Here is a 13646-nt window from a genome sequence, read left to right as displayed (position 1 = left end):
ACCCTTAGTCGCTCTTGGTTGTTATTAATGAAGTAAATCTGGATAATAAACCCCTCGGTTTACAATAATCCAAACAAATCCAGACGTTTTGATCTGATCGTCACAGCGGTAGTGAGCAACCTTTACAGCACAGTCATAAGTGCATTAATAGAAGGGACCCTGTGTCTAATACCAGTCAAACAATAAGAAGGTTCTATGACCGAATATTTTATGTTGTTGGTCGGCACTGTCTTGGTCAACAACTTTGTATTAGTTAAATTTTTAGGTTTATGCCCATTTATGGGTGTATCCAAGAAGCTGGAAACCGCCATCGGAATGGGATTGGCCACGACTTTTGTGCTAACCCTTGCGTCCGTGTGTTCGTATTTAGTCGAAAGCTATGTTTTGGAGCCGCTTGGCATTCAGTACTTGCGTACCATGAGCTTTATTTTAGTTATCGCCGTCGTGGTTCAGTTCACGGAAATGGTTGTACACAAAACCAGCCCCACTTTGTACCGTCTACTCGGTATTTTCTTACCTTTGATCACCACAAACTGCGCGGTATTGGGTGTTGCCTTACTTAACGTCAATGAGAACCATACTTTTGTGCAATCTTTAGTCTACGGCGTTGGCGCCGCAGCTGGCTTCTCTTTGGTTTTAGTTCTTTTCGCTGCCATGCGTGAGCGTCTGGCGGCGGCTGATGTTCCAGTTCCTTTTAAAGGGGCATCGATTGCCATGATCACGGCTGGGCTCATGTCATTGGCCTTCATGGGCTTCACTGGTTTGGTGAAGTAACATGACCACGATTGTACTCGCTATCCTAGCGCTAGTAGCTTTGGCTGCAGTATTTGGCGCCGCTCTTGGGTTTGCTTCGATCCGTTTTAAAGTGGAATCCGATCCTATTGTGGATCAAATCGACGACGTGCTACCGCAAACACAGTGTGGTCAATGTGGCTATCCGGGTTGTCGACCTTATGCGGAAGCCATCGCCAACGGGGATTCGATAAATAAATGCCCACCTGGTGGTCAAGCAACCATAGAGAAACTCGCCGATTTAATGGGTGTCGAGGCCGTGGAATCGGCACACGATCTTACTGAAGAAGTCAAAACCGTCGCCTATATACATGAAGACATGTGTATAGGTTGTACCAAGTGCATTCAAGCTTGCCCTGTGGACGCAATTGTTGGTGGAACGAAAGCACTGCACACGGTTATCAAAGATGAATGTACGGGCTGTGACTTATGTGTTGCACCCTGCCCGACAGATTGTATCGAAATGATTCCTGTTGAGACGACAACCGCAACTTGGAAATGGCAAATGAACGCCATTCCGGTTGTCAATGTAACCGAAAAACCTGTGACACGAGTGGGTGAATAATTCGATGCAGTCATTGATTGAACAAATTCAAGCCGGGGCACTTTGGGATTTTCCCGGTGGAATCCATCCATTGGAAAACAAAACCCAGTCAAATGTATGCACTCCCGTGGAAGCAGGTTTGCCACAAGAACTCGTGTTGCCCATAAAACAGCATATCGGTAAAGCAGGTAGAGTCATTGTCAATGTTGGTGACAAGGTGCTTAGGGGTCAACCGTTAACGGAGGGCGACTCAGGTTTCATGTTACCAGTTCATGCGCCAACTTCTGGTATTGTAACTGGAATTGAGCATAGAACTGTCGCTCACCCTTCTGGTCTTACCGAACCTTGCATTATGATTGCACCAGATGGCGAAGATAACTGGCAACGCTTGGCCGTCTGTGAAGACTTCCGTAAAGATAGTCCTGAAGAATTAACCGAAAAACTGCGCCAAGCCGGGATCTCAGGTATGGGTGGTGCTGGCTTCCCAACATCCAAAAAGATCCAATCTGGATTTGCCAAGACCGAGATACTCATTGTCAATGCTGCGGAGTGCGAACCATACATCACGGCAGACGATGTACTGATGCAACACTACGCTTCTGAAATCATCACTGGCATTGAGATTCTGCAGCATATTCTCGAACCAAAATTGGTTGTAATTGGTATCGAAGACAACAAACCGGCAGCCATCAAAGCACTGCAAACGGCCGCTAAGAATCTACCTATTGTGATTCGTGTTATTCCGACCAAATATCCGTCTGGTGGCGAAAAGCAGCTGATAAAAATCCTGACTAATCTGGAAGTTCCCGCTAAAAAGATTCCAGCTGATATTGGGGTTTTAGTTCAAAATGTGGGTACTTTATACGCGATTAAGCGCGCCATCCTTAACGGTGAAAGCCATACCGAGCGCTTAGTGACCTTGACGGGGAATACCTTTGAGCAACCGCGCAATGTGTGGGTTAAGTTTGGGACGCCAATTCAGTCATTGTTGGACGACTTTGGCTATAGCGCGGACAAGAAGCTACAACGCATTATTCTCGGTGGCCCTATGATGGGATTCACCCTGCCTCACACTCAGGTGCCAGTAACCAAAACAACCAACTGTATTCTTGCTCCGAGCTATCGCGAAATAGATGCAGGTCGAAATGAAATGGCCTGTATTCGTTGTGGTGAGTGTGCTGCGGTTTGCCCTGCTTCATTGTTGCCTCAGCAACTTCAATGGCATGCTAAAGCCGAAGAGTTTGATAAATGTGAGGAATTAAATCTCAAAGACTGTATAGAGTGTGGAGCCTGTGCTTACGTCTGTCCGAGTGAAATACCTTTAGTACAGTACTACCGTCAAGCCAAAGCCGAAATTCGAACTCGCAATGAAGAAGCCGAAGCGGCAGAACGTGCCAAACAGCGCTTCGAAGAGAAAAAAGCGCGTATGGAGCGCGACAAGCAAGAGCGTGAAAACCGTTTCAAAAAAGCCGCTGAAAAACGCAAAGTAGAAGCCGGAAAGGCTGGTGATGATGCAATTGCCGCTGCGATAGAACGAGTTAAGGCTCAAAAAGCTCAAGCTGAAAAACCTGCCGTTAAACCCGCGGTTGCAGCCGCCATTGCTAAAGCCAAGGCTCAACAAGCCGCCTCGCAACAATCAGGTTCGAGTGAGCCTGACAACACTGAGATGAAGAAGCTTCGCGAGGAACGAAAACGTCTGGCTCGCGAACGAAAAGCAGAGAAAACTTCCCCAACAGCAGATAGTAGTCATGCTGATAGCAATACTACAGAGACTAAATCATCGCAAAAAGATGCTGTGGCTGCAGCCATTACAAGAGCTAAAGCGAAAAAACAAGCGACAAATTCTGTTAATACCGAGACTAAACCTCAGCCAGAGCAATCAGCTGAACAAGCAGATTCGAAAAAAGCAGCGGTTGCAGCTGCTATTGCGCGTGCTAAAGCGAAAAAGCAAGAGGCAAGTCAACCCGCTGAGAAGCTAGATAGCAACGAAGACAAAACCGATAAGGTTGCATCTTCTGAAGCGGTCGATCCGAAAAAAGCCGCCGTTGCGGCCGCGATTGCGCGTGCTAAAGCCAAAAAGCAATCGGCAAGTCAACCTGCTGAAAAGCTAGACAGCAACGAAAACAAAGCCGATGAGGTTTTATCTTCTGAAGCGGTCGACCCGAAAAAAGCTGCTGTTGCAGCCGCGATTGCGCGTGCTAAAGCCAAGAAGCAATCGGCAATCCAACCCGCTGAAAAACGAGACAACGACGAAGACAAAACCGATGAGGTTGCCTCTTCTGAAGTAGTCGACCCGAAAAAAGCCGCGGTCGCTGCCGCCATTGCCCGCGCTAAAGCCAAAAAACAAGCGGCAAGTCAATCAGCTGAGACGCTAGACAGCATCGAAGACAAAACCGATGAGGTTGTGTCTTCTGAACCAATCGATCCGAAAAAAGCAGCGGTCGCTGCCGCCATTGCCCGAGCAAAAGCCAAAAAGCAAGCGGCAAGTCAATCGGCTGAAAAGCTAGACAGCAACGAAGACAAAACTGATGAGGTTGCCGCTTCTGACACAGTCGACCCGAAAAAAGCCGCGGTCGCTGCCGCCATTGCCCGAGCAAAAGCCAAAAAGCAAGCGGCAAGTCAATCGGCTGAGAAACTAGACAACAGCGGAAACAAAACCGATGAGGTTGTGTCTACTGAACCAATCGATCCGAAAAAAGCCGCGGTCGCTGCGGCCATTGCCCGCGCTAAAGCAAAAAAACAACAACGAGAAAACCCACAAAACTCCGAGGACAATAACTAGTGTCGTTTTTTATTGCCAGTTCCCCCCATTCACATAACAGAAGAACGACATCTTCAATAATGAAGTGGGTAGCGCTTTGCGCACTTCCCGGCTTACTTGTGCAGAGTTATTTTTTTGGTTGGGGAACACTTGTTCAACTCGCGATTGCAATCCCATTGGCAATGGCACTTGAAGCTGTAGTGATGTTGTTACGACGCCGTTCGCCTTGGATGGCACTGCGTGACAATAGCGCCTTGGTCACCGCTTGGTTACTTGCGATTTCCATACCTCCATACTCACCATGGTGGGTGTTAGTAATAGGTTTGATATTTGCCATCATCATAGCCAAACACCTTTATGGAGGACTGGGTCAAAACTTGTTTAACCCAGCTATGGTCGCCTATGTTGTGCTACTTATTTCCTTTCCGGTACAAATGACCAGTTGGGTGGCGCCAGTTTCGATTCAACCTATTCACGCGTCATTGGGCGATGCAATTTCATTGATATTTACGGGCTTTAACCTAGACGGGTTGTCATTACTGCAAACTCGCACCTCTATTGATGGTGTGACCGCAGCAACTCCGCTTGATGCCTTCAAAACAGGGTTATTGGCGGGTTCAACACCGAGTGAAATATTGAACTCTCCATTGTTCTCTGGACTTGCGGGAGTAGGATGGACTTGGGTCAATTTAGCTTATTTAGTCGGTGGATTGGCTCTGATTAAGTTGAGAATCATTAGTTGGCATATTCCAGCCGCAATGATCGCAACATTGGCAATATTCAGTGTCCTATTTGCGTTGTTTGCACCGGGAACGGTGGCTTCTCCGTCGATACAGCTGTTCTCTGGTGCCACCATGTTGGGCGCATTTTTTATCGCAACCGATCCAGTATCGGCGTCAACAACGGTAAAAGGAAGACTTGTATTTGGTGCACTAATTGCTGGTTTGGTTTTTGTCATTCGCGCGTGGGGGGGATACCCAGATGGCGTCGCATTTGCGGTATTGCTTGCCAACATGTGTGTTCCGCTCATCGACTACTACACCAAACCTAGAACTTACGGTCATTAAGGAAACGGCAATGATAGCTGCAATCAAAAAACATGGTGTAGTGCTGGCCGCCTTTGCTTGTGTCTCTACAGGATTGGTCGCCATCACCCACTATTTGACAAAAGACACCATCGAAGAGCAAGAACAAAAACAGTTACTTTCAATCCTAAACCAAGTCATACCCACCAGTTGGCACGACAACAAACTATACCAATCTTGTACATTAATATCTGACCCAAGCTTACATTTGAAACAGCCAGTACCAGCTTATATCGCAACTCGGGATGGTCAAATCACTGCCTTTGCCATTGAATCCGTTGCTCCTGATGGCTACAACGGTGCCATTAAAATCATCACTGGTGTTGCGCTCGATGGCACCATTTTAGGTTCACGCGTTTTGGCGCATAAAGAAACGCCGGGGCTCGGAGACAAGATTGATTTAAGAGTTTCAGATTGGATGTTAGGTTTTTCAGGTAAAGAAGTTCGTGAAGATAACTTAGCTGACTGGCGTGTCCGCAAAGATGGTGGTCAGTTCGATCAGTTTACTGGTGCAACCATAACCCCAAGAGCGGTCGTCAAATCGATTAAAAATGTTGCCCTGTACGCAGTCGAACACAAACGTGCGATTGCAGCACAACCCAAAGGCTGTGGTGTGGAGGACTAATGGAACACTCTAAGATGATTAAAGAAGGCTTGTGGAGTAACAACCCTGCAATTGTTCAATTGTTGGGGCTGTGTCCTTTACTTGCTGTCTCTTCCACGGTGACCAATGCGCTAGGGCTGGGAATCGCGACCTTAATTGTAATGGTTGGCTCTAACTTAAGCGTCTCTTTGGTTCGGGATTATGTACCGAAAGATGTGCGTATTCCGGTGTATGTCATGATCATTGCCTCGCTGGTAACCTGTGTCCAATTATTGATGAATGCCTATGCGTATAGCCTGTATTTGTCATTGGGTATTTTTATCCCACTTATCGTGACCAACTGCATCATCATTGGTCGCGCTGAGGCATTTGCTTCTAAAAATGCGCCGCTACCATCTACATTAGATGGATTCTGGATGGGGATGGGAATGGCAGCAGCCTTGGTTGTGCTGGGGGCAATGCGTGAAGTACTGGGTAATGGTACCTTGTTCGATGGTGCGGATTTATTACTTGGGCAATGGGCAACGGCGCTAAGAATTCAGATATTCGAGGTGGAAAGTAGCTTCCTACTTGCATTATTACCACCCGGCGCGTTTATCGGGGTTGGTTTGATTGTCGCATTCAAAAACTTTGTCGATGGTTATTTTGCTTCAAAACAACCGAGTAAAGAAAAACCAAGCATTGAGCGCGTACGCGTAACCAACCAATAAGAATTCAAAGATGACTGAATTAAACACTCAAACCGTAAGTAAAAAAGAAAAGGTCCAAGCCATCGTCGACATACTGGAAGACCTCTACCCAGAGACGCCAGTACCGCTTGACCACAAAGATCCCTACACCTTACTAATTGCAGTGCTTTTATCGGCCCAGTGCACCGATGAGAGAGTCAACCAAATAACGCCTTTGTTATTTGCCAAAGCAGACAATCCCTATGACATGGTGAAAATGTCGATTGAAGAAATCAAAGAGATCATTAAGCCCTGTGGTTTATCACCAATGAAGTCAAAAGGGATTTGGCACCTGTCAGAAATGATCATCAATCAACACAATGGCGAAGTGCCGCAAGATTTTGCTTCGCTTGAAGCCATGCCAGGTGTTGGACACAAAACTGCGTCTGTTGTAATGGCACAAGCCTTTGGTGTACCAGCATTTCCAGTAGATACTCATATCCATCGTTTGATGTATCGCTGGGGGCTGACCAATGGTAAAAGCGTTGACCAAACGGAGCGTGATGCCAAGCGTCTATTCCCCAAAGAAAAGTGGAACAAGCTGCATCTGCAAATCATTTTTTACGGTCGAGAATATTGCCCTGCTCGTGGATTTTCACTTGATAAGTGCATCATTACTCGCCAATACGGAAGACGAAGTTTTATCAACGAAGTATTGAAAGAGCAGGCTCAGAAAGAGAAAAAAGCGACCAAACGTCGCTGAGTTTCTGTAAAAGATATTAAAATAATTAGGAGTTAACTATGTCTAAAGGACGTATTTTACATACCATGCTTCGCGTCGGTGATCTCGACAAATCTATCGAGTTTTACACAAACGTAATGGGCATGAAGTTGTTGCGCACTAACAAGAACGAGCAATACGAGTACACATTAGCGTTTTTAGGTTATGGTGATGAGTCTGAAGGTGCTGTAATCGAGCTTACTTACAACTGGGGCACCACAGAGTACGATATGGGCAATGCATTTGGCCATGTCGCGATTGGTGTTGAAGATATCTACTCAACCTGTGATGCCATCAAAGCTGCAGGTGGTAATGTGACACGCGAGCCTGGCCCTGTGAAAGGCGGCACCACTCATATCGCCTTCGTAAAAGATCCTGACGGCTACATGCTAGAGTTGATTCAGAATAAACAAGCTTCTGCTGGTCTAAACGGATAACATCTCGCTGGTTAGATTAGTGAGACTAGTGTTTTGTATCCTAGGGTAGTGTTTCACTGCCCTTATCATTTCCTTCTAAGATGCTCTCATTTCTTCAACTTTTCTTGCAATTATCCACAACTTTCTTTACATGCTAATCATTATCATTTAATCTCTCGTTACTATTTTGGCTGGAGTGTTTTAAATGACTATTACTGATTGGGAACAGCAAACTCTGCTAGCTGATCAGGCGCTTCAAGAAGCAGATCACGCTCGTTCAATCATCCATTATCAAAAAGCGTTGACGTTGAGCGATGAAATAAGCGACTCAGATTCTATTGATGTCGAAGACCGTCTAATGATTTCGGTGGTATCTTGTCATAACCTAGCGTCGTTCTGGCGTTCCGTTGGCGATACTTCTTATGAGCTTAAATATTTGCAGCTGGCTTCTGAAAAGTTTTTAACTCTGGTTCCTCAATGTCCAAATACAAGTTGCAGTGCATTCGTTGACTCTTTGGGATGTTGTAAGAAAGCCTTGATAGAGTTTATGAAACGCCACCCTAATCCTAAGATTGCACAAATGGTTAAAGATATTGATAGTGCAACTAACTGTAATATGATTGCCAAGTTCAAACTCAACTAGCCATTTTTAGTTGTATAGAAATTGAAAAACCAGCCTAGTGGCTGGTTTTGTCTTTTGTGGTTTCTGTAAAAGCTAAACCTGTATACGTCCCAGTGAAATCACTACACGACGGTTTTTGTCTTTTCCAATTGGCGAAGCATTGTCTGCAATCGGACGGCGTTTACCGTAGCCTTGTACCTGAATCCTATCTTCAGATAATCCGAGCGATTTGAAATATTCTCTAAGCGATTCGGCGCGCAGTTCCGATAGGTTTTGACTGACGGCTTTACTGTCTACCGAATCGGTATAAGTTGAGACCAGAACCAGATCAATATCTTGGTTGTGTTTAATGTATTCTGCAATTTGTGCCAAACGCTTACGTGAAGCTTTGTTTAATTCGACGCTTGAACGGTCGTAATGCAGTATAGTGAACGCTATATCTTCAAAACTATACGGTAACAAACCAGCAATACACGCGCTGAATTCGTTATAGGAATCTTGAAATAGCACTGAGGACAATGCCACTTCTATACGTTGATCGTTACCGCGCCATTCGTTGTAGCTAAACGTTGGAAAGCGTCCCTTTTCAAGTTCCGTTAGTAACGTCCATGCCGTCTGACCGCCAACATAGCCATCAAACTGCTGATAGAAATCTAACTGAGCCATACGAGAAGCAGAATCACCCGGATGCCAAACCGGTGGCATAGAGACAACCGACACTTCACGAGTCTGTCCCATTGGGCGCAGCATTTTCAGTTCAAAATCGAGATTGATTTTTTTACTGGCGACGGCAGAAAACTCAGCTTTACCATAATTAGGAATCGGATGTACCAATCGACATTCCAACGGTGTACTTGATGCCATTTCCCAAACCGATTGCTGCGGGGCGGCAACATAGCGCCGTTCCAAAGCCTGAGCATGAGTTGTGGTTAGGCCAATCAAAGCCACCATCAACCATTTCATAGACTTCTTTAAATTAGTGTTCACCTAATACTCCATAAAATCAATCAGTTAAATGAGAAGTTGTGTTTACCCCAGTACTCATCCAACTTGGGCAATACTATTAAAGCAAAGTTCTCGCCAACTTTTGAAGCAATTGTCTAAAATCCGCAGTTGCAAATTTGCGGCGGTCAATAAACCTTGAGCTACTCACTAGATTGTCTTTCTAGACATAGTTTTGCGATAATCGAGCCAGACATTCCCAAATTAACAATTATGACTTCTCAAAACCAACTAAAAGATCGTTTTCGAGGCTATTTTCCGGTCGTCGTTGACGTCGAAACCGCGGGATTTAACGCCAACACCGATGCACTACTGGAGATTTGTGCCGTTACATTAACCATGGACGAATCTGGCGCTCTCAAGCCTGCTACTACCCTTCATTTTAATGTTGAACCATTTGAGGGTGCCAACCTCGAACAAGAAGCTCTGGATTTTAATGGAATTCGCGATCCTTTCAGTCCATTGCGTGGCGCTGTACCGGAATCAGAAGCATTAAAAGAAATATATAAAGTCATACGAAAAGAACAAAAAGCCCATGACTGCAATCGAGCGATCATGGTTGCTCACAATGCCACTTTCGATCATAACTTTGTGATGAGAGCTAGTGAGCGAAGCAAATTGAAACGTGTACCCTTCCACCCTTTTGCTACCTTTGATACGGCAACATTAAGCGGGCTTGCCTACGGACAAACGGTGCTGGCCAAAGCATGTAAAACGGCGGGAATGGACTTTGACAACAAAGAAGCTCATTCAGCCTTATACGATACACAAAAAACCGCAGAGCTGTTTTGTGGCATCGTTAACAAGTGGCGTGAACTGGGCGGTTGGCCATTGTCGCCAGAAGATTAAGTTTTATTCAAACAAAAAAAGCCTGACATTAGTCAGGCTTTTTTTGGTTTCGTCTAGTAACTAGGGGGGATTACCAGCCTGTTACTTCACGTAGACCCTTGCCGATATCTGCAAGAGACTTAACGGTCTTAACGCCTGCGGCTTCAAGAGCAGCAAACTTATCTTCAGCTGTACCTTTACCACCAGAGATGATTGCACCAGCATGACCCATACGCTTACCTGGAGGAGCAGTTACACCAGCGATGTAAGAAACAACTGGCTTAGTCACGTTTTCTTTGATGAATGCCGCTGCTTCTTCTTCTGCTGTACCGCCGATCTCACCGATCATAACGATAGCTTCAGTTTCTGGATCTTCTTGGAACAATTTCAAGATATCAATGAAGTTTGAACCTGGGATTGGGTCACCACCAATACCAACACAAGTAGACTGACCAAAGCCTTCGTCAGTAGTTTGCTTAACTGCTTCGTAAGTTAGCGTACCTGAACGAGAAACGATGCCTACTTTACCTTTCTTATGGATGTGACCAGGCATGATACCGATCTTACACTCATCTGGAGTGATAAGACCTGGACAGTTAGGACCGATCATACGTGCACCAGTTTCTTCTAGCTTCACTTTAACATCGATCATATCTGTTGTTGGGATACCTTCCGTGATAGTCACGATAAGTTCGATACCCGCGTCAATCGCTTCTAGGATTGCATCTTTACAGAAAGGTGCAGGAACGTAAATTACTGTCGCTGTTGCGCCAGTCGCTTCTACTGCTTCACGAACGGTATTAAATACTGGAAGACCTAAGTGCTCTTGACCACCTTTACCTGGAGAAACACCACCTACCATTTGCGTACCGTAAGCGATCGCTTGCTCAGAGTGGAAAGTACCTTGACCACCAGTGAAACCCTGACAGATTACTTTCGTGTCTTTATTAATTAGTACAGACATTATTTGCCCTCCGCAGCAGCAACTACTTTCTGAGCTGCGTCAGTTAGTGACTCAGCTGCAATGATATCAACATCAGAATTAGCAAGTACTTCGCGACCTAGGTCAGCGTTGGTACCTTCCAAACGTACAACTACTGGTACGTTAACACCTACTTCTTTAACTGCGCCAATAATGCCTTCAGCAATCATGTCACAACGTACGATACCACCGAAGATATTAACTAGAACCGCTTTAACGTTGTCATCAGATAGGATGATCTTGAATGCTTCAGCAACACGCTCTTTAGTCGCGCCGCCACCTACATCTAGGAAATTCGCTGGTTTGCCGCCGTGAAGGTTTACGATGTCCATCGTACCCATTGCAAGGCCAGCACCGTTAACCATACAGCCAACGTTTCCGTCTAGTGCAACGTAGTTAAGCTCCCACTGTGCAGCGTGCGCTTCGCGCTCGTCTTCTTGTGAAGGATCGTGCAGTTCGCGGATTTTTGGCTGACGGTAAAGTGCATTTGAATCAATGTTGATTTTGCCATCAAGACACAACAGATTACCTTCTGCAGTGATCACAAGTGGGTTGATTTCTAGAAGTGCAAAATCGTACTGGCTGAACATATTACCAAGACCCAGGAAGATTTTGGTAAATTGCTTGATTTGGTCACCAGCCAAGCCTAGTTTGAATGCTAGCTCACGGCCTTGGTATGCTTGAGGGCCTACCAAAGGGTCTACGATCGCTTTGTGAATCAACTCAGGCGTTTCTTCAGCAACCTTCTCAATTTCCACACCACCTTCAGTTGATGCCATGAAAACGATTTTGCGTGTCGCACGGTCTACAACCGCACCAAGGTACAACTCATTTGCAATGTTAGATGCTTCTTCAACCAAGATTTTTGTTACTGGCTGGCCATTAGCATCTGTTTGATAAGTTACTAGGTTTTTACCTAGCCACTTTTGTGCAAACTCTTTAACACCATCTTTCGTGTCGTGTAGCTCAACGCCGCCCGCTTTACCGCGACCACCAGCGTGAACCTGACACTTCACTACTTTCTTTTCTGTGCTAATGCGACCAGCTGCTTCGAAAGCTTCTTGTGGGGTATCACAAGCGTAGCCTTCTGGTACAGGCAAACCGAATTCTGCAAACAGCTGTTTGGCTTGATATTCATGCAAATTCATTGTGTTATTCCGTTCAGTTATCCCTTGGGATTTTATTATTCCATATGACTAACACTGTCTGTCATACGTACGTAGGGTGCTTCTCAATTCAATCAAAGATACGTTGGACATATCTCGATTCAAATGAAGGCTGAGCCGTTGAGCCGACTCAGCCTTGTAATTGCAGGCTTTAAAGCCTAGCTAAAACTTCTTATACATCAAGCAACAAACGTGCTGGATCTTCTAGAAGTTCTTTGATGGTTACCAAGAATCCTACTGACTCACGGCCATCGATTAGACGGTGATCGTAAGAAAGCGCAAGGTACATCATAGGTAGAATTTCAACTTTACCATCTACCGCCATTGGGCGCTCTTGGATTTTGTGCATACCAAGAATGGCAGATTGTGGTGGGTTGATAATAGGTGTCGACATCAACGAACCAAACACACCACCGTTAGTGATGGTGAAGTTACCGCCCATTAGCTCATCAACGGTAAGTTTTCCGTCGCGGCCTTTAATGGCGAGCTCTTTAATGCCTTTTTCGATGTCAGCGAAGCCTAGTGTGTCACAGTCCTTCAAAACTGGAGTAACAAGACCACGTGGCGTTGAAACAGCCATGCTGATATCGAAGTAGTTGTGGTACACGATATCATCGCCGTCGATAGACGCATTAACTTCTGGGTAGCGCTTAAGTGCTTCAGTTACCGCTTTCACATAGAAAGACATGAAACCTAAACGGGTATCGTGACGTTTCTCGAACTGATCTTTGTACTGCTTGCGAAGATCCATGATAGGTTTCATGTTCACTTCGTTGAACGTCGTCAACATTGCAGTGCTGTTTTTCGCTTCAAGCAGACGGTTAGCCACTGTCTTGCGAAGACGTGTCATAGGTACGCGTTTCTGAGTACGAGCTGCCGCTGGCGCTTCAACAGCAGGTGCCGCTTCAGCGTTACCAGATTTTGCATTCGCAAGATGCGCTTCAACGTCTTCACGAGTAATGCGACCACCAACACCAGAACCTTTGATGTCGCTTGGCTGTAGATTATGTTCAGCCAGTAGGCGACGCACCGCTGGGCTCAGCGCATCGTTGCTTTCTTCCGTTAAGCTTGCTTTGTGGCGCTTATCTGGAGACGCTTCCGCTTCTGTCGTTGTGTCAGCAGTTGGTTCACCAGCTACCGCACCTGGCTTAAGGCGCGCTAGTAGTTGTTTAGAAAGTACTGTTGCACCTTCTTCTTCAACAATGGCTTCCAAAACACCGGCTTCAGGAGCTGGAACTTCCAAAACCACTTTATCAGTTTCAATATCAACAATGACTTCATCGCGAGCGATAGCTTCACCTGGCTTTTTGTGCCAAGTCGCTACGGTTGCGTCTGCAACTGATTCAGGTAAGTCTGGAACCAGAATTTCAATTGTCATCTTTCTATCTTCCTTAT

At 45.7% G+C, this 13646-nt stretch carries 14 protein-coding genes; 10 read left to right on the top strand and 4 right to left on the bottom strand.

The window, feature by feature from the left end:
• Positions 1-195: 195 nt before the first annotated feature.
• The 9 genes from rsxA (at position 196) to ACXAFJ_RS03080 (ending at position 8294) form a co-directional block, all read left to right on the top strand.
• Positions 196-774 carry an electron transport complex subunit RsxA gene (gene rsxA, locus ACXAFJ_RS03120; RefSeq protein ID WP_475321351.1) on the top strand — a complete coding sequence of 193 codons (579 nt, stop codon included), beginning with the start codon at positions 196-198 and terminating at the stop codon, positions 772-774.
• 1 nt (position 775) lies between these two features.
• Positions 776-1357 (top strand): electron transport complex subunit RsxB, encoded by a 582-nt coding sequence (gene rsxB, locus ACXAFJ_RS03115; RefSeq protein ID WP_475321350.1) that lies wholly within the window; start codon positions 776-778, stop codon positions 1355-1357.
• Positions 1358-1361: 4 nt separating this feature from the next.
• Complete coding sequence (gene rsxC, locus ACXAFJ_RS03110) at positions 1362-4118, top strand: electron transport complex subunit RsxC (protein ID WP_475321349.1); 2757 nt, start codon at positions 1362-1364, stop codon at positions 4116-4118.
• Positions 4118-5164: an electron transport complex subunit RsxD gene (rsxD, locus tag ACXAFJ_RS03105; protein ID WP_475321348.1), complete on the top strand. Its 1047-nt coding sequence runs from the start codon at positions 4118-4120 to the stop codon at positions 5162-5164. Before rsxC ends, rsxD begins: the two co-directional genes overlap by 1 nt.
• A gap of 10 nt (positions 5165-5174) precedes the next feature.
• Entirely contained in the window at positions 5175-5807 is a 633-nt protein-coding gene (gene rsxG / locus ACXAFJ_RS03100) for an electron transport complex subunit RsxG (RefSeq protein ID WP_475321346.1), read from the top strand.
• Positions 5807-6496 (top strand): electron transport complex subunit E, encoded by a 690-nt coding sequence (locus ACXAFJ_RS03095; RefSeq protein WP_475321345.1) that lies wholly within the window; start codon positions 5807-5809, stop codon positions 6494-6496. Before rsxG ends, ACXAFJ_RS03095 begins: the two co-directional genes overlap by 1 nt.
• Positions 6497-6506: 10 nt before the next feature.
• On the top strand, positions 6507-7217 hold the full coding sequence (nth, locus tag ACXAFJ_RS03090; protein WP_475321344.1) for an endonuclease III: 711 nt from the start codon (positions 6507-6509) through the stop codon (positions 7215-7217).
• 38 nt (positions 7218-7255) lie between these two features.
• Entirely contained in the window at positions 7256-7672 is a 417-nt protein-coding gene (gene gloA, locus ACXAFJ_RS03085; RefSeq protein ID WP_475321343.1) for a lactoylglutathione lyase, read from the top strand.
• A 184-nt stretch (positions 7673-7856) separates the two neighbouring features.
• Positions 7857-8294 (top strand): DUF2753 family protein, encoded by a 438-nt coding sequence (locus tag ACXAFJ_RS03080; protein WP_475321342.1) that lies wholly within the window; start codon positions 7857-7859, stop codon positions 8292-8294.
• Between the two features lie 72 nt (positions 8295-8366).
• Here ACXAFJ_RS03080 and motY read toward each other — a convergent pair whose 3' ends face one another.
• Positions 8367-9236: a flagellar protein MotY gene (gene motY, locus ACXAFJ_RS03075; protein ID WP_475324046.1), complete on the bottom strand. Its 870-nt coding sequence runs from the start codon at positions 9234-9236 to the stop codon at positions 8367-8369.
• Positions 9237-9488: 252 nt separating this feature from the next.
• On the opposite strand from motY, the gene rnt reads away from it, so the two are divergent.
• Positions 9489-10124: a ribonuclease T gene (gene rnt, locus ACXAFJ_RS03070; protein ID WP_475321341.1), complete on the top strand. Its 636-nt coding sequence runs from the start codon at positions 9489-9491 to the stop codon at positions 10122-10124.
• 70 nt (positions 10125-10194) lie between these two features.
• On the opposite strand, the gene sucD is transcribed toward rnt, so the two are convergent.
• The 3 genes from sucD to odhB form a co-directional block, all read right to left on the bottom strand.
• Positions 10195-11067, bottom strand: coding sequence for a succinate--CoA ligase subunit alpha (gene sucD / locus ACXAFJ_RS03065; RefSeq protein ID WP_475321339.1), 873 nt, complete (start codon positions 11065-11067; stop codon positions 10195-10197).
• A complete protein-coding gene (gene sucC, locus ACXAFJ_RS03060; protein ID WP_475321338.1) occupies positions 11067-12233 on the bottom strand; it encodes an ADP-forming succinate--CoA ligase subunit beta in 1167 nt (388 codons plus the stop codon). Before sucC ends, sucD begins: the two co-directional genes overlap by 1 nt.
• Before the next feature lie 190 nt (positions 12234-12423).
• On the bottom strand, positions 12424-13629 hold the full coding sequence (odhB, locus tag ACXAFJ_RS03055; protein WP_475321337.1) for a 2-oxoglutarate dehydrogenase complex dihydrolipoyllysine-residue succinyltransferase: 1206 nt from the start codon (positions 13627-13629) through the stop codon (positions 12424-12426).
• Between the last annotated feature and the right edge of the window lie 17 nt (positions 13630-13646).

The sequence above is a fragment of the Vibrio sp. ABH4_348 genome (assembly GCF_056159765.1).
The sequence above is the reverse complement of the archived record's forward strand: the minus strand, read 5'-3'. Positions and strand labels throughout refer to the sequence as shown.

Coding starts and splice junctions, on each gene's coding strand:
- sucC (WP_475321338.1), bottom strand. CDS start 12,233: ATGAATTTGCATGAATATCAAGCCAAACAGCTGTTTGCAGAATTCGGT.
- motY (WP_475324046.1), bottom strand. CDS start 9,236: ATGAAATGGTTGATGGTGGCTTTGATTGGCCTAACCACAACTCATGCT.
- nth (WP_475321344.1), top strand. CDS start 6,507: ATGACTGAATTAAACACTCAAACCGTAAGTAAAAAAGAAAAGGTCCAA.
- odhB (WP_475321337.1), bottom strand. CDS start 13,629: ATGACAATTGAAATTCTGGTTCCAGACTTACCTGAATCAGTTGCAGAC.
- gloA (WP_475321343.1), top strand. CDS start 7,256: ATGTCTAAAGGACGTATTTTACATACCATGCTTCGCGTCGGTGATCTC.
- rnt (WP_475321341.1), top strand. CDS start 9,489: ATGACTTCTCAAAACCAACTAAAAGATCGTTTTCGAGGCTATTTTCCG.
- ACXAFJ_RS03095 (WP_475321345.1), top strand. CDS start 5,807: ATGGAACACTCTAAGATGATTAAAGAAGGCTTGTGGAGTAACAACCCT.
- rsxB (WP_475321350.1), top strand. CDS start 776: ATGACCACGATTGTACTCGCTATCCTAGCGCTAGTAGCTTTGGCTGCA.
- rsxA (WP_475321351.1), top strand. CDS start 196: ATGACCGAATATTTTATGTTGTTGGTCGGCACTGTCTTGGTCAACAAC.
- ACXAFJ_RS03080 (WP_475321342.1), top strand. CDS start 7,857: ATGACTATTACTGATTGGGAACAGCAAACTCTGCTAGCTGATCAGGCG.
- sucD (WP_475321339.1), bottom strand. CDS start 11,067: ATGTCTGTACTAATTAATAAAGACACGAAAGTAATCTGTCAGGGTTTC.
- rsxC (WP_475321349.1), top strand. CDS start 1,362: ATGCAGTCATTGATTGAACAAATTCAAGCCGGGGCACTTTGGGATTTT.
- rsxG (WP_475321346.1), top strand. CDS start 5,175: ATGATAGCTGCAATCAAAAAACATGGTGTAGTGCTGGCCGCCTTTGCT.